Origin of the sequence: Ruminiclostridium cellobioparum DSM 1351 = ATCC 15832 (genome assembly GCF_000621505.1) — a bacterium.
In the GTDB taxonomy this organism is placed as follows: domain Bacteria; phylum Bacillota; class Clostridia; order Acetivibrionales; family DSM-1351; genus Ruminiclostridium; species Ruminiclostridium cellobioparum.
The window spans coordinates 67,269-85,050 of record NZ_JHYD01000031.1 but is presented as its reverse complement, the minus strand read 5'-3'; the positions used below and the strand labels follow the sequence as shown (position 1 = coordinate 85,050).

The following is a 17,782-nucleotide window of genomic DNA, read 5'->3' as shown; positions in this document are numbered from 1 at the left end:
AGCATATGGGGTGAGAAAAGGATGAATCTTAGACCGGAAGAAATTAGCTCAATTATAAAGCAGCAGATAGAAAGTTACGGAGCTGCGGTAAAAACTGACGATGTAGGTTATGTACTTCAGTCAGGTGATGGTATTGCAAGAATATATGGCTTACAGTCATGTATGTCGGGAGAGCTTTTACAGTTTGACAATAATGTTTATGGTATGGCTCTTAACCTTGAAGAAGACAATGTCGGCTGTGTTGTACTGGGAGACGACAGAGAGATCAGAGAGGGTTCGACTGTAAAAAGAACAGGAACAACAGTTCAGGTGCCTGCAGGACAATCCCTTTTAGGAAGAGTGGTCAATCCGTTGGGAAAACCCCTTGACGGAAAGGGCGACATTAAGGCGGATACTTACAGGCCTGTAGATTTTACAGCTCCGGGTGTTATTGACAGAAAGGGCGTAAATACGCCGCTCCAAACGGGTATAATGGCACTTGATGCACTTATTCCCATAGGAAGAGGCCAGAGAGAGCTTATAATAGGTGACAGGCAGACCGGTAAGACGGCAATAGCTGTTGACACTATTATCAATCAAAAAGGCAAGGATGTAATCTGTGTTTACGTTGCCATAGGGCAGAAGGCATCCACAGTTTCAGGCATAGTCAATACGCTTGAAAGATTCGGAGCCATGGAATATACCATAGTCGTTTCCTCGACAGCCAGCGATACGGCTTCTGTTCAGTACCTTGCACCCTATGCCGGCTGTGCCATGGCCGAAGATTTTATGTACAGACAGCACAAGGATGTTCTAATAATTTATGATGATCTGTCAAAACATGCCGTTGCTTACAGGGCAATGTCATTACTTCTTAAACGACCGCCGGGAAGAGAAGCTTATCCAGGTGATGTATTCTATTTGCATTCAAGACTGCTTGAAAGAGCGGCAAAGCTCAGCGATGAACTGGGCGGAGGCTCAATTACCGCACTTCCTATAATAGAAACACTTGCAGGAGATGTTTCGGCATATATCCCGACCAATGTCATATCCATAACCGACGGTCAGATATATCTCGAGTCAGAGTTATTCTTTTCAGGCCAAAGACCGGCTGTAAATGTTGGTCTGTCGGTATCCCGTGTTGGTGGTTCGGCTCAGATCAAAGCCATGAGAAAAATAGCAGGTCCTTTGAGAATAAATCTTGCACAGTTCAGAGAACTTGAAGCTTTTGCACAGTTCGGCTCCGATCTGGACAAAGCCACAAGAGACAAGCTGGTACAGGGCGGAAGATTGGTTGAAACCTTGAAACAGCCCCTGTATTCCACTTTGCCGGTAGAAGAACAGGTCATGATATTGTACGCTGCAACAAACAAATATCTTATGGATCTGCCTGTTAACAAGGTCAGCAAATTTAATCAGGAACTGGTGAAATTTGTTAAGGAGAAATATCCGAAGATACTGACCAGCATTGCTGAAACAGGTGACATCAACGACGAAATGATGCAGCAGATGAAGACGGCTACTGAGGAATTTAAAGCTCAGTTTGTATAAAAATATTATTCTGTGCTTATCATTCATTATACACAGCAGATAAGTACGGGTTATCAATTGTTTGTCGGGCTGTGGGACGGAAACGGCGGGTTATCATATGGCAAATAATATGCGTGAAATAAAATTGCGTATCAAAAGTGTTAATCAGATGCGGCAAATAACTAAGGCCATGAAGTTGATATCAGCGTCAAAACTAAAGAAGGCAAGAGCGCAACTGGAACAAACCCTTCCGTATTTTAACAAGGTAAGAGAAACTATTGCAGATATTCTTGCACATAGCGGAGATGTTGAGAGCAAATATTTCGATATCAGAGATACCAGGCCGGGCAGTAAAAAGGCCTATATAGTCATTACCGGAGACAAGGGTCTGGCAGGCGGCTATAACAGCAATATCAAAAAGCTTGCGGAGCAGGCAGTGGGTGAGGATAAAGAGAATGCACTGCTGCTCATAGCCGGAAATTCAGGAAGATCATATTTTATCAAGAAAAACTACAATGTTCACACTGAATTCGACTATGCCGTGCAAAATCCGACAGTATTCAGAGCAAGGGAGATTGCAGATATCATTCTTGACCTGTATAACAAAAAGCAGGTGGATGAAGTATATATAATTTTCACACAGATGCTGTCGGCTATTTCCCAGGAGCCTAAGGTACTGAAGCTCCTGCCCCTGGAAATCGGTGCACTGCGCGACGATGTAAATGCAGATGATATTAAAATTGATGAGCAGATAAAATACGAGCCTTCACCTTCTGTCGTACTGGATGTACTGATACCAAAGTATATTAAGGGCATCATGTACGGTGCGTTTGTGGAAGCCTTTACCAGCGAACAAAACGCCCGTATGACCGCAATGGACAGTGCAACAAAAAATGCGGATGAAATGCTGCAAAAATTAAACCTGTATAAAAACAGAGCCAGACAGGCTGCCATCACTCAGGAAATATCCGAAATAGTGGGCGGAGCTGCTGCTTTGAAATAGAGAATAGGCAAATTTATTTGCAACAGCAGATACAGCAGATATTGGATGATTGATTTATACCGATTTATTGGAAAAACAGATATTCTTTTTAATGTTTGAGAGGAAAATAGCCGCGTATGCACGCGCAGATGGGAGTGATAGTATGGCTGGAAGTACAGGAGTCATTGTACAGGTTATCGGACCGGTACTTGACATCAGATTTGAAAATAGCACATTGCCCAACATATATAATGCAATCAGAATTCCCACAAAGACTGATTCAGGGGATAGTGTTATAACTGCTGAGGTAATGCAGCATCTCGGAAACGATACTGTGAGATGTGTTGCCATGTCTTCTACAGATGGACTTGTAAGAGGTATGGAAGCTATAGATACGGGAGATGCCATCAAAGTACCTGTTGGAAAAGAAGTTTTAGGAAGAATATTCAATGTATTGGGTGAAACGGTTGACAAGCAAGGAGATATAAAGCCCACGGATTATTACCCCATACATAGGCCTGCACCTTCTTTTGAAGAGCAGAGACCTTCAACGGAGATTCTGGAAACGGGTATAAAGGTTGTGGACCTCCTTGCACCATATGCAAAGGGCGGTAAAATCGGACTGTTCGGCGGAGCCGGGGTTGGAAAAACAGTTCTGATAATGGAACTGATCAGAAATATCGCTACCGAGCATGGCGGATATTCCGTATTCACAGGTGTTGGTGAAAGAACAAGAGAAGGTAACGACCTCTGGCATGATATGAATGACACAGGTGTTATTGAGAAGACCGCGATGGTTTTCGGACAGATGAATGAACCGCCGGGAGCCAGAATGAGGGTTGGTCTCACAGGCCTTACCATGGCGGAATACTTCAGAGATCAGATGGGACAGGACGTACTTCTGTTCATAGATAATATATTCAGATTTGTACAGGCCGGTTCGGAGGTTTCGGCGCTGCTGGGCAGAATTCCTTCGGCAGTTGGTTATCAGCCTACACTTGCTACTGACGTGGGAGCACTTCAGGAGAGAATTGCATCCACAGCCAAGGGGTCAATCACCTCGGTTCAGGCGGTTTACGTGCCTGCCGATGACCTGACCGACCCGGCGCCCGCCACTACTTTTGCCCATTTGGATGCTACCACGGTTTTAAACAGAGATATAGTTGCAATGGGTATTTATCCCGCGGTTGATCCTCTGGATTCCACTTCAAGAATTCTTGATCCTAAGATAATCGGTGAAGAGCATTATTCGGTGGCAAGAAGAGTTCAGGAAATATTACAGCGAAATAAGGAATTACAGGATATGATAGCGATCCTCGGTATGGACGAATTACCCGAAGAAGACAAGCTGACAGTATTCAGAGCAAGGAAGATACAGAGATATCTGTCTCAGCCGTTCTTTGTCGGAGAACAGTTTACCGGTTATAAGGGCAAGTACGTTCCTCTGAAGGAAACAATCAGAGGTTTCAAGGAAATCATTGACGGTAAGATGGATCATATACCTGAAGCTGCCTTCTTCATGAAGGGAAATATTGACGAAGTATATGAAGCAGCAAAAGAAATGGAAGAATAATTTCTTGCCGCTCAGATATTTGTAGTCGCCGCACCTGCGGCTCATGGAGATTAACTTGAAAGCCCGCTTTGCTTGTCTTTCAAGTTAATCTGTAGAACCAGTCGCCGCGCGATATATTTAAAGCATTGATTTAAAATGCTGGTTAAAAGTGGCTTCAAATGCTTTAAAAGCGCGCATGGCTAATTAGCCTCCTTTATTCGCCTTATGCGGCATTAATAGAGAGGTTAATTATAGGATATTTTTTGTGGCCGCACCTGCGGCTCATGGAGGCTAATGAGTATGTCCACATTTTTTTTGGAAGTAATCACACCTGAAAGAAATTTCTATTCGGGGGAAGCAGAATGCGTTATCTTTAAGTCTATTGACGGTGAAATGGGAGTTCTTGCAAAGCATGCACCTACGGTAACCACTGTCAATGTAGGACCTCTCAGGATAAAGAATGCCGAGGGTAAATGGACGGAAGCTGTTGTAACCGACGGCTTTGCTAAAATTATGCCGGACAGGGTTGTTATTATGACTGATACCGCAGAGTATCCTGAAGAAATAGATATAAACCGTGCCAGGGCAGCAAAGCAGCGTGCCGAAGAAAGGCTTCAGAAGCAGCTGAGCCAGCTGGAATACATGCGCTCCAAGACGGCTCTTGCAAGAGCGATGGCCCGGATTAAAGCCACAAGCAAGTAAAAATCAATATAGAGGTTTGCAGACCCAAAAACACCCCGCCGAAAGGCGGGGTGTTTTTGGGTTAAATCATTGCTGCATTTTGCCGATATACGTTAATAAAGAACCTTTATGCGCTGTAAAAGCGTTTTGATAAATACGGGAGAAATATTTGAAATAGAGGTTTAAAATAGAGGCTAAATTCTGCGGGAGGTATTGGACATTGATTTTACACATGAATGACAAACAAAATAAAGAAAGAAACAGATATGCAAAACTATTGAGAAGATTTGCTTTTTTACTGGTATTTTCAATTCTTCTCCAGAGTTTGGTATTGGTCAATGTAGCCCGCTGTGAGGCTATGTCGGAGCTTACCGTTACAGTTATAAACAATAATCAGGTCAAGCTGCAGTGGACTGACAATTATTCCGACGAGTTAAGATATATTGTAGAAAAAAAGGTGGACAACGGATCCTTTACGCAGATATCGCGATATCGGGATTCCGAGGACTATACCGACTATTCCGTCAACTCGGGACATACATACACTTACAGGATAAAAGTTGTAGATTCTTCAAACATAACCTCTATATATACTGACGAAGTCACCTTCAGCACCATTGACGTACAGAAACCCAATTCGCTGAAGGTCAGCGCTGTTTCAAGCGACCAGATAGACCTGAAGTGGAGTTATGCCGACGACAAGTCCTTTACCACGTTGATTGAGAGGCGGGAAGCCGGTGATACCGAATGGTATAAGCTTGCAACCGTTCCGTCGGGACAATTTACCTACAGTGATAAAAATGTAGTGTCGGGTGTCACTTATTATTACAAGGTCCGTTCAGTTTTCAGCGAAAGAGTCAAATCCACTTCCTTTCCGGAGGAGGACAAAGGCTACAGCTCAAGCCCTCTGTTATATAAACCCACAGATCTGTATGGATTTGCAAAATCTCCATATTCAATACAGATTGAATGGACTGACAGTTATAATGCGGCAACGTATGTGATTCAGAGGAAATCTCCCGATGAAAGCACCTTCAAGACCATTGCCGTGGTTCCCAACAGTGTAAATGTATATGTTGATATAAACGACAGTGCCAGTCCCATTAAGCCCAACACTGTATATACCTATAGAATTCAGGCTATATCAGGCAGCAGCAGCTCGGAGTATTCCGATCTGCTGAATGTGACAAGCACATTTCTTAACAGCCCGTCCACCCTGACAGCTTCATGTGTTGACGGCACAAGGGTCAATCTGTCCTGGAAGGATTACAGTGACGGGGAAACAGGTTTTGAGATATGGCGAAGGGCGGCTTCGGATGCCGACTGGACGCTGTATGACAGTGTGGGCAGGAATGCGACAAGTTATACCGATATAGGGGTATCACCGCAGGTGTCGTATACATACAGGATAAGAGCCAGGATTAATGACTACAGTGTCTTTTCTGACTTTTCAAATCAGGTGAATATCTGGGTCAGCAGCATCAGCTCGCCTTTGAACCTGGACTACACCATTTTGCAGCAGAATGAAATAGAATTGAGCTGGCAGGATTCCAGCGGATCGGAAACCGGCTTCAAGGTGGAAAGAAAAGAAGGGGAGCTGGGGAAATGGCAGCAAATAGCACAGTTGAATCCCAACACCGTCAAATATACCGATAAAAGGCTTAACAACACAAAAGTGTATTACTACAGGATTCAAGTCTATGATGCGGCTAATTCGACAAGTTACAGCAATGAAGTGGAAGTATCGTTCCAGATACCTGGAAAGCCCACCGAGCTTGAGGCCAGAAATATTTCTGCAAATGAGATTCAGCTGATCTGGAAGGACAATTCCTATCAGGAAAAGGAATTTGTCATAGAAGTCAAGCAGTTCACTTCCTTCAGGGAGATAGGCAGGGTCGGCGCGAATACTACCACTTTTATACACAAGGGAACGCTGTCGGAGGGTACATTTACATACCGTGTAAAAGCTGTAAACGGTATTGTACAGAGTGCATATTCAAATGAGGCCATGGCTTCGGGAGGCAAGAAGGCCAGCTATACCGATCTGGGAGGGGTAAAGTGGGCTGTTGAAGCCATTGAGGGCCTGGCCGGCAAAAAGGTATTCGATGCGAAGCCGGGCACAAAATTTTATCCTGAACAGAGTATTACAAGGGGAGAGTACTGTGCCATCATTGTCAGGAGCCTTGAACTTGGCGATGTAGCGGCAGGGCGGTATGCAGACGTCACTTCAAAGCACAAATACTATAAGGAAATAATGATAGCAGCAAAGCTTGGTATAGTATCCAACGACAAGAATAACAAAATTTACCCCGACCAGCTTATTACAAGAGAACAGGCCGGAGTAATGCTTGCACTGGCACTAAAGATCAGCGGGAGACCGCTTCCTGAACAGGACAGCAGCATACTTAAGCAATTTGCCGATTACCAGCAGATTTCGGAAGGCTCTGCAGAAAGGATATCGGCAGTGTGCGGTGCGGGAATTATCACAGGAAGACAGGAGAAGGACAAGGTCTATTTACGTATTACAAGCAATGTTACAAGAGCCGAAGCTGCTGTCATGATGTATAAAGCGCTTAGCCTTTGATGGTTGATACAATTATGGTTATATTGAGGAGCGAGAACCGATGAAGAGATTAATAAAACTCATATCAATTATGCTGACAATGGCATATCTGCTTTTAATACCGCTTAATTCACTGGCGGCGGCAGGTGCGGTCAGTGCCAATGTCACCGATCCGCTGCTGGGCAAATGGCAGGGCTACGGATTGGTGGACAAAAGTTTGACAAACAGTGACCTTAATAAGGCTGTTCAGAAGATTGACTTTATTTCTCTCATAAATGGGATAATGAAGCCCACCAATAAAGCCAATATCAGCTTTTCCGACGTACCGGGAGGGACCTGGTACGGTGATGAGATCGCAAAGGCCGCAGCCGCAGGATACATAGACAATAAGGATAAGGCTAAATTCAATCCATTCTCGGAAATAACCAGGCTGGAAGCAGCCATAATGGTCAAGCGTGTATTCGGACTTGAACTGAAAGATAAAAGGTTAATCAGCAAAATAACCGATGCCGAGGCAGTGGAGAGCAAACAGCTGGAAGAGTTTGCAGCAGCCATAGAGAAAGGCTGTCTCAGCCAGGTGGCTGAAGGCAGATATGTTCCTTACGGAGTACTGAAACTTTCCGATGCACTGAATATGCTGGATGTTTGTGTGGGACAGGTGGTTACAAAGTCAGGAACAATATCGGATAATGTTTCCGGAAATATGATGATAAACACGGGAGCCGTCACACTAAAAGATATGAATGTGGCGGGGGACCTGACTGTAGGGGAAGGCGCCGGTGAAGGTGATGTGAGGCTGGACGGCGTTTCTATAAACGGAAAGCTGATAATAAGGGGCGGGGGGCCCAACAGTGTCACCCTGACCAATACAAGGGTCAATGACATCCTGGTAATAGAAAAAAGCGCAGGCAATGTACGTGTAAAGACTTTTGGAACTACAACAATTAACAAGACCTATATAAAATCCGGGTGTATCCTTGAAGAAAGCGGCTTAACCTCCGGACAGGGTTTTGTTGACATTTCGGCAGAGAGATCGGCCGTTGAAAATCAGAAAATCGACCTTAGGGGTAATTATAATAAAATATCGGTAAATGAAAGCAATCTGGCTGTAAATTTAAACGGCAATGCAGATTCAATCGATATATCAAAGGGCACTGCCGGCAATCTGACCATAAGCGGAGGCAGTGTTAAAACCATAACCACCAAAGCATCCCAAAATATGATTGAAATACTGGGAGGTACGGTAACAACCTTAAATATTGACACCGGAGCAATAGGCAACAAACTGACCGTAAACGGAACTGCAACGGTAAGTAATGTCAATGTCAAGGAAAACACAGACATTTCACTGGTTAAGGGAACAGTGGATAAGCTTATACTGGAGTCTGCTTCGGAAGGGTCGAAGCTGAATATATCAAGCGGTGCATATCTTAAGAATATTACGGCCAATGCGGCCGCCACCATAACGGGCAGCGGTTCTATTACCAATGCCTACATATATGCTCCCAATGTAAGTATGAGCATAAGGCCAGGCGGAGATTATATCAGAGGAGGAACCGAAACAACTCCGGGCGGTACCGTTACAGATCCCACACTGCCGAAAATAACAATTTCGAATGTGTACAACAAAACCATTATGGTGGGCAGCAATAATCAGAAACTGGATGCCCGTGCTTCAAACGGAGCAGAGATCTTCTACAGTTCTGCCGACAGTTCAATTGTAACGGTGGGCGAGAAAGGCCAGTTAAACGGAGTCGCAGTCGGAAAAACAAATGTATACATATCGGCCGTCAAAGAGGGATATGCTCCTGCAATTTCAACAATCACAGTCAACGTAATTTCCGGCAATACAACCTCGTCGGGTACTCTTTCGGTATCACCGTCAGGCGGTAAGGCAGGTGAAATAATTGATGTTGTCATCACCTATACAGCCGGAGAAAATATGACGAGCGGCAGAATCGTATTCAAGCTGCCGGCAGGCTTCACAGCGTCGGAAAGCGATACCTTCAGCATTAATTCAGGTGCCGGAACGGCTCTGACAAAAGCGCATATAATTGATCCCGGAACCTTGTCCTTCAATAATATTGCCCTTGCTGCCGATGATACCCTTCAAGTCACTTTGAAGAAGAAGGAAATACCGGCAGGAGGACAGCTCGAATTTGCTGCCGTGGTTGACGCCGACGGTATAGGTCCGAAGCTGCCGGCAGAAATAAGCACAATATTTACCTGTGACAGTCTGAAGATACTGCAGGGCAACGGTGTGAACTACTCAACTCCAGAATATGGCTCTGTAACAGGTACTACAAAGATAGCCAAGCTCTCGTCTATCGGCATCCCGGGAGTCACCGGGTGGGTCATAGGCGATGTGGTTGCAGATCCTGTATATGATCAGGTATTGACCGGAACCAATTATTCGGCCGGACAGGATATAGAGGCTGCTGCCGGACAGCAGATAATGCTCTCTGCCGTTGATGCGGCCAATAAGCTCAAGGGTTATGCTGTAATTACCATTGATGCTTCTATGATAAGACCCGACGATGCGGCAGCTCTGGACCCTGCAACGATCAGCGTTGAACCGGGTATACAGGCAGGTTCTGTCAGATTAAACGGCCTGAATCCGGTAAATGGTGCAGCCGAATGGATGATCAAGGTACAGAATGCACCTTCGCCTGCAATATTGATCGACAGCGTATTTGACGGGACTGTGAAATACAACCCCGGCGATGACATTAAAGTATCCAGCAACCAGTACATTGTACTTGCGGCTGTTGAAAACGCAGAAAATAAAAAAGTGAAGGCATATGCGAGCATACCGGTTGCGGGTAAGGTAAGCCAACCTGCCGGGACACTTGTCGAAGGTACAAATTACAGTAAGCCGGCAAATGGCAGCACTGTCGGAACTATTTCCATACAAAGCCTGACTCCGGGCGATTACGGCATAGCCGTCTGGCAGTATGTAATACTCGACAATCCTGCGGTTATACCTTCAATTAACGTTGCAACGTCAGAATTTAAGAAATACACCGGTAATCAGGAGTTTAATACCTATAATGCCAAGGAAGACATACTTGCAGCTGACGGCAAGCACATCCTGCTTGTTGGAACAACAGATGCAGACAGCAAGATATTGGCATATGCCGATATACTTGTAGAGTCCGGAGCTGTCCGCCGGGAAGATGCAGCCGCCATACCTCCGTCCAATATAATCGGACCGGTTATGGGCTCAACAGCAGGAACCATCAGCATAACAACCAACTTTAGCACCCCGATAGCAGGTGCGACCAAGTACAAATACAGATTCCAGGATACTGAGTTGAAGCCTGCTCCTCAAATAAACAGCAAATCGGATATATACAGTGAACTGGAAAAAGACTTGAAGGTCACAGGAAAATATCTGGTCCTGGTTGCTACGGATAACAGCGGCCTTATTAAGGCATACATGAATATAGAAGTTGATGAAAGTTTGAAAAGGCCGGATAATGCTTATTTACTCAAGACTACCAATAACGACTATTCAATTGTGCCGGGAACTACCAGCGGAGCAATTACTGTGAATCTGGCAAAAGCCAAGATAGAGAATGACACAGGCAAGACCATTTCCCAATGGTGGTACAAGCTTGCAAATAATGATTTTGAAATACCATATACCGGAAGCAAGATTACCGGCAGTATGACAGCGGTGTATACCTCCGGAACAGATATTTTAAATGTGGCTCCAAAGCAATACCTGCTGATAATAGCTGTTGATGTTGACGGTAAAACTGTTGCATACCTGAAGGAACAGATACAGTACAATCAGATCAGACAGGCGGATGCGGGCACACTGATATCCAGTGCCGAGGACAGTGTCAACTTCAATTATTCGGTTCCTGAACCCGGAGACAAGGGTGGACAAACCAAGATAAGGACACTGGGCTTCTGGGGATATAATAGCGGAAGCAGCTGGAAATATACCATATCAGCTGCTCCGGTTGCCGTGCCTGTAAAATTCAGTTCAGCCAGCGGCTTGAACGGATATGCCGCCCAGCTCAGTGTCACGGTGGATGCAGGAAAATATCTCGTACTGTATTTGGTGGATAACCAGAATCAGATATTGGCATTCAAGAATATTAAGATCAGTGCCGATCAGATAAGACCACAGGACGCCAAAGTTCTTACATCAATCAACTATTCGGCTCCTGTGCCCGGAACTGCTGCAGGCTCAACAATGATACCATACCTGTCCTTCAGGGATCTGGACAGCACGGCCGACTATACCGGCTGGACATGGCGATATGTTGTGGGAAACAGTATTTTCACCCCGCCTGCTATGGGTACCGATATTAATACAATAAGCGGCGCACAGGCATTAACAACCACAACTAATATCCAGGTAACGGCAAGACAATATGTTTTGTTGCTGGCTGTCGATAAAAACGGATTTATAAAGGGTTATGCAAATATACTGGTTAACCAGGAAGCCATTAATCCTGGAGATGCGGAGAGTATCCCGACTGATAATTATCATCTTACCAAAGGAACTGTGGAAGGGACCACCAGCTTTGATAAACTGGTTATGGTAGGACTTGATTCACAGGCCAGCAAATGGATGGTAAAAGTCCAGTCAGGGCAGTTTGCAAGTGCCCTGCCGAAAAATACAAAGGTTTCGGGAGCATTATGGTATCCTTTCAACGGTACCGATAAAAATATCCCTGTAAATGTTGGAGACCATATATTGCTGCTTGCAACGGATACCTCGGGTTATGTCAAGGCCTTTGCGGATATCACCGTCGGCTCGGATGAAATCCAGGCACCATTTGCAAAAGAATTGAAGCTGAATGAGAACTATACTGTTCCGGTGCCTGGAAATGATGCAGGCACAGTCAGAATGGTCCTGCAGGAAACCAATATTCCAAAGGCTGCCGGAGAGACAATAGTCTGGAAGTATAAGAAATCCGTTTACGGTTACAAGGCACATTTCAATGATGATTCCTCGGGCGCCGAGTACACAGTGTGCAAAACCAATGAGGATATGGAAGTAGAACCCGGTTACTGGCTGCTTGCAGCAACCATAGAAGATAAGATCAAGGCCTATGCGGTAATTAATATAGATGCTTCTCAAATCAAGCCTTCGGAAGCGCCTTTACTTGAAGAAGATAAAAACTATACAGCTCCGGTTCCCGGAAGCCAGCCCGGAACCACAAAAATTACCGGCTTGACCTATATGAACGTAACCGGTTCTGAAAACTGCGTATGGCAGATAAAGGTAGTTAGCACTAATGAAGTGATAATGGCAAACAGCAGATTTATGAGTCCTGACATAAGCAACTACACCTCAGGAGACATAACTGCAATGTTGAATCAATATGTAATTCTTGCAGCAGTTGATAAAACAAGCGGAATAGTCAGGGCATACAAAACCATCAAGGTTGGAGAGGGAACCGTCAATGCTCCGGCTCTCACGGCAGGAGCAAACTACACCGCGCTGAAGCCTGGTACGGTATTGCAGACGACTTCTCTATATGTAGCTCCCGACAGTACGAAATATGTAGTCAAAGTGGCCGACAGTGCTCAAAATATTGCCGCAGGAAGTACCATCAACTATGCGGCAGCACCGGGAGCCGGTTATGATTATTCAAATTACAGTGCGTACATTTCAGGTACAAATATTAAAGCTGAAGTGGGCAAGTACATTTTGATTATTGCGGTAGACAGTACGGGCAAGGCGTTGGCCTACCAGAATATTCAGGTGGTTGAGAGCAGTCTGAGAAAGGGCGATGCAACTCTGCTGAAAACGCCGCAGAACTATTCCGAATTGGAGGCCGGAACAGGTATCAATACTGTAAAGATAGCATTCCTTGACTTCTTCGGCCTGCCCACAGGTGAAAAGGAGTGGGCATTCAAGGTTCAGAGCACCACACCTGCTGCGGTTGAAATGGATTCCATAATACAGGTAACAACCCAGAACAGTTATGTTGCAGGCAAGGATATATTTGCCAATGAAGGGGAGTATGTAATACTGTATGCCGTTGAGAAGGCTACCGGAAAGGTTAAAGGCTATGCTGTTTTAGAAGTGAAACCAGGTATAGTTAGAGGCGTTGCTCCTCTGCTTCAGTACAGCGGACAGGTACTGAAACCAGGATCTGCCCTTAATACCACAAGGATAGATGAAGCATTGATCACAAAGCCGTCAGGAGCAAATGTCTTAAAATATATTGTCAGAAGCAGTGCTATTAATGCTATTTTAAAAGACAGCCCATCGGCAGACTGGAATGTGTATACTACGGGTTCGGATATTCAGGCACTGGAAGGGCAGCATCTCATACTGGCGGCAACCGATGGCGGCGGTTTGATAAAAGCCTACGCCGATATAACTGTAAACAGCACCGATCTCAGAAGTATTATAGCCACACTTGGCGGTTCGCTTATTACTTCACCGGTGGATGAAACCAGGATTGCCGCCGGCGGTGAAACAATTACCATAACTCTTGATTCGGCAGAGTGGACGGATGATGCCGTTACTGCAAAGAGGAGCCTGCTGCTGGGCGGATTTAAGGCATCGGGGACAGAGGCAGCCAAGTGGACTGCGGTTATGAACAAGGTTACACTTGTTGAAAAGGTTAATAATAAAACCATTCAGATCAGGTTGAGTGAAGTGGCCTATGACATAACAGCAAATCAGGAAATAACATTAACAATACCTGCCGAGCTGGTCAAAGGAGCCCTAAAGCCTATAGCAGCAAATAATATAATAACCATAGCAGCCTTATCAAGTGTCGTAATAGCTCTGAAGTCGCCGGCCAATGCGGATGTGACAAGCTTCAGCCAGGGTGACATCAAGGCAGGTTCATTCAAGATAGTTATTACACTCAAAGACGGTAAATTTGCCAGTGACGTGGATACCAACCCGGTAAAACGGGATGCGATATTTAACGGTTTGAAGGCAACATATAACACCGCTGCCTGGACGGAGGTCATCAATGCACTTGTGAGTGCTGGAAAGACAGCGATAAACCTGAATTCTGAAAACAAAATAACAATTACACTGCAGGCGGTTGACTATAAACCTCTTGGGAATGAAGTTATAACTGTAACTGTTCCGTATAAGACTTCATCAGGTGAACCAATAATAGCAGGAGCTGTTAATGATGCCGCAGCTGCAAGTAAAATAACCATTTATTCCGATATATCTGCAGCACTGTCCGGGACACTGGTTTCGGCACCTGTTGCCGAGCCGGATATAGTGGCAGGCGGAAAGACACTGGTGGTAACATTAACCGACGGGAAATGGGTATCAGATATTGTTTCAAATGAAACAACACGGAATGCGTTTTTCGCGGGGTTGACCGTATCCCCGGTCGTAGCAGCCAAGGATACCGAAGCGTGGACGAAAAAAGCCATACCTGCTTTACAGGCGGCAGCAAAGCTCACCGGTCAGACAGTCATCACAAGGACCAGTGATACGGTTATTGAAATAACAATGCCGCCGGTGACCGGCTATGAAATAGGCGCAGATCAGGGTATTGTACTGAATATACCGTCGGCGTGCATTGCCGGAGGGATAAAAGACAAGCTTTCAGCTCCGCAAAGTATTAAAATAACCAATGTTGCTCCAGCAGTAGCTGCTGCTGTAAAAGATGTAAGTGTATCGGGGACAGTTTATAGGTTTAAGACGGATGATACCATTACAATTAATGTGGAGTTTGATACGGCTGTTGATGTCGGCGGAATACCGGTTATCAACCTGAATACAAACAGGGATGCCGTGTACAAGACCAAAACCGCAGCAAACATCCTTACCTTCGAATATAAGGTTCAGGCGGGAGATGCTGCTTCGAAACTGGATTACAAGAAAACCAGCTCACTGGTACTGCCCACCGGTACAGCCATAGTTAACAGCGGCACCAGTGTACCTGCTAAAATTACATTACCGGCACCGGGAAAAACCGGTTCGCTGGGCGACCCGCTTAAAACTCCGATAGTTGTGGATACTGCTGCACCCAAGTATGCCGCATCTTATCCTAAAAAAGGTACGATTGAGAAGGAATCGGCGACTGTACTCGTAAAGACCGGTGAGGCTGCAAATATATACTATGTGGTAGTGCCGGGCGGCAGTACAGCTCCTTCGGCTGATCAGGTGGTTGATGAAGCAAAAGGCACAGTACCGGCTACATCAATTGATTCAGGTATTACGGCAGTTGCGGCCAATACCGAGGGTACTTTATCCATATCGGGCCTGAGTGAGAATACAAATTATTCTGTGTACATTGTTGCGGAGGATATCCCTGGCAACAGGGCTGCGGTAACAAAATTTGATTTTACAACGAAAGATGATACACCTCCTGTATTTGGCAGCGGCTATCCTAAACAGAAGACGCCGCTTTCGGATAACAAGATCGAGATAGACGTAAAGATAAATGAACCTGGTACCGCATACCTGGTAGCGCTGCCGGTTGGAGCAGCCCAACCGACCAGGGAGCAGGTGCTTGCATATAAAAATGCAAGTGATGTGACAGTTGCCGGCAACCTTAAAGCAACAGGTACAATACCTGCTACCGGTGAGGTTACATTAACATTAACCGGGCTTACGGTATCATCACATTACGATATATATGTAGTATGCAAGGACCTGGCGGGAAATTTAACAGCTCCTGCCCTGATTCCGGCAGAAACTTCAATGCTTAACCTGAAAGTAGTTGCGGTGGATCTTTCCAAGAAACAGTTATCCAACACCACGACGCTGATGGAATACAGTCTTGACGGCACTGACTGGAAAGATTGCTCAAATGGTACTACAACATTCACATTTGATGATAATGCCGCTGATCTTACAATATATGTAAGGGAAAAGGCCAATCCGGCAGTAAACAAGGAACAGCTGGGAGTATTCCTGAAAGCTGATAAAAATACCATCGATTTGGGTTTGATAAGCTATAATGTTGCTCAAGGGAAAATATATAATGCTTCAGCCATAAACCTCCAGTTCAGGATTAATGGAGGCAGCTGGTCGGCACTGAGCGCACAGGCTTCCGGTGTACCAGGTTCTGCAACCGTTAATTTTGTACCGGGCAAGCTGGAGGTCAGGACAGCGGTGACAAAAACTGCATTGCCGTCAGATGCGGAATCTGTGGATGATATACCTGTTCAGGAGGCTCCTCCCGAGGTCAGCAGTGATGATGATGCAAATGTCATTACAGGTCTGCTGGGTTCACATGAATACCGGATCGGAACAGGCAGCTGGATAGATGGCAGTATAAAGAGCGATTTGTCCGGAACGAAGGATGTGGAGGTAAGGAAAAAAGCTACAAACAGAGCTCTTGCAAGCAATTCAAAGATCTTACATTTTACAGCCGGAGCTGTAACAATAGCGGCAGTTCCTAAAAATGCAGCGGGTAAGAAAGCGGTAACAATAACCTTTGAGGAAAATACAAATAAGGCACCGCTCACCAATATTAAGGATTGGCTGCTGGTTGGTGAGGGAGACATAAATTCAGGTACTATAACGACTCCTCTCAGCTGGGGTACAGATTTTACCGCCAGCTGGACAGCGGCAAATACCATTACACTGGTATACAATACAATGTCAGGAGCAACAATGAAGATTGGTAATATAGTTAAGATTACTCCTGATGCAAATATAAAGAATGCCGCCGGAACCTCCGCAAGCTATTCGGTAAAAGGTATACTGACGGGCAGCTTCAATCCGGTGCCTTCAATTGTGAGCATTAAAGCCATGAATACCGGAAACGGTGAAGGATTAAACAACAACGACAGTATAGTGATTACCTTTGATCAGCCTGTGAAAGAAGGGATAAAACTGGATAAAACCAATATTGGTACCTTCCTCACAGTTAAGGACAAGGATGGTAAAAAGAAGAACTCTCCGTGGACAGCAGTTACAATAGATACATCCATAATCTGGAACTCAGGTACCATACTGACTATTGTATTTGACAATGTCACTGCTCCAACCGCTTCACTGCTTGCTGCATCGGATAAAATAACTGTAGAAACCGCATGGAAATTGACGGATATAGACGGTACTACGGATCCCTGCAATGCCAGCTCCCTCATAACCGGAAGCTTTACATCGGCACCTGAGATTACCGGTGTTAATATTCACAGTGACGGCACTGCGGGGTTATCGGCAGGGGATACAGTAACAATCACCTTCAGTCAGCCTACCGACAAAAAGGTAATAACGCAGGCATTGCTCAGGAGCTATTTTAAAATTTTATCTTCCGATAAGAAGACAACACACAGCTGGGGCTATCAGGACGAGTCAGGAATCTCCTGGGATGCCGATGGAAAGGTACTGACTGTAACAATCAGCAATACAACAGGAGTTAACCTTGCTTCGGGTGACTGGCTGACATTGGACGCATCAGCGGATATAATGGATGCGGATGGAGGAATTCAAGCTGTAGGAAAAGACATAGAAGTTCACGGATCGTTTTAAATTAAAATGTTAAAAAGAGGGACTGCTGTACGATGAAGTTTTATTCATTGTACGGCA

6 protein-coding genes are annotated in these 17,782 nt (G+C 45.2%); all 6 read left to right on the top strand.

What is annotated here, in order from left to right; all coding sequences use genetic code 11:
- Window positions 1-21 precede the first annotated feature (21 nt).
- The 6 genes from atpA (at window position 22) to T344_RS28165 (ending at window position 17,725) form a co-directional block, all read left to right on the top strand.
- Window positions 22-1,530 (top strand): F0F1 ATP synthase subunit alpha, encoded by a 1,509-nt coding sequence (gene atpA / locus T344_RS0112605; RefSeq protein WP_027629016.1) that lies wholly within the window; start codon window positions 22-24, stop codon window positions 1,528-1,530.
- Between the two features lie 97 nt (window positions 1,531-1,627).
- The gene (atpG, locus tag T344_RS0112600) at window positions 1,628-2,512 is read left to right on the top strand and encodes an ATP synthase F1 subunit gamma (protein WP_027629015.1); all 885 of its coding nucleotides are present in this window, start codon (window positions 1,628-1,630) and stop codon (window positions 2,510-2,512) included.
- Window positions 2,513-2,654: 142 nt separating this feature from the next.
- Complete coding sequence (atpD, locus tag T344_RS0112595) at window positions 2,655-4,064, top strand: F0F1 ATP synthase subunit beta (RefSeq protein ID WP_027629014.1); 1,410 nt, start codon at window positions 2,655-2,657, stop codon at window positions 4,062-4,064.
- A 279-nt stretch (window positions 4,065-4,343) separates the two neighbouring features.
- Window positions 4,344-4,745 (top strand): ATP synthase F1 subunit epsilon, encoded by a 402-nt coding sequence (gene atpC / locus T344_RS0112590; RefSeq protein ID WP_004625535.1) that lies wholly within the window; start codon window positions 4,344-4,346, stop codon window positions 4,743-4,745.
- Window positions 4,746-4,944: 199 nt separating this feature from the next.
- Complete coding sequence (locus T344_RS0112585) at window positions 4,945-7,308, top strand: S-layer homology domain-containing protein (RefSeq protein WP_051571828.1); 2,364 nt, start codon at window positions 4,945-4,947, stop codon at window positions 7,306-7,308.
- Between the two features lie 40 nt (window positions 7,309-7,348).
- Window positions 7,349-17,725, top strand: coding sequence for a BslA/BslB family hydrophobin (locus T344_RS28165; protein WP_034861334.1), 10,377 nt, complete (start codon window positions 7,349-7,351; stop codon window positions 17,723-17,725).
- Window positions 17,726-17,782: the final 57 nt, after the last annotated feature.

Coding starts and splice junctions, on each gene's coding strand:
- atpA (WP_027629016.1), top strand. CDS start 22: ATGAATCTTAGACCGGAAGAAATTAGCTCAATTATAAAGCAGCAGATA.
- atpG (WP_027629015.1), top strand. CDS start 1,628: ATGGCAAATAATATGCGTGAAATAAAATTGCGTATCAAAAGTGTTAAT.
- atpD (WP_027629014.1), top strand. CDS start 2,655: ATGGCTGGAAGTACAGGAGTCATTGTACAGGTTATCGGACCGGTACTT.
- atpC (WP_004625535.1), top strand. CDS start 4,344: ATGTCCACATTTTTTTTGGAAGTAATCACACCTGAAAGAAATTTCTAT.
- T344_RS28165 (WP_034861334.1), top strand. CDS start 7,349: ATGAAGAGATTAATAAAACTCATATCAATTATGCTGACAATGGCATAT.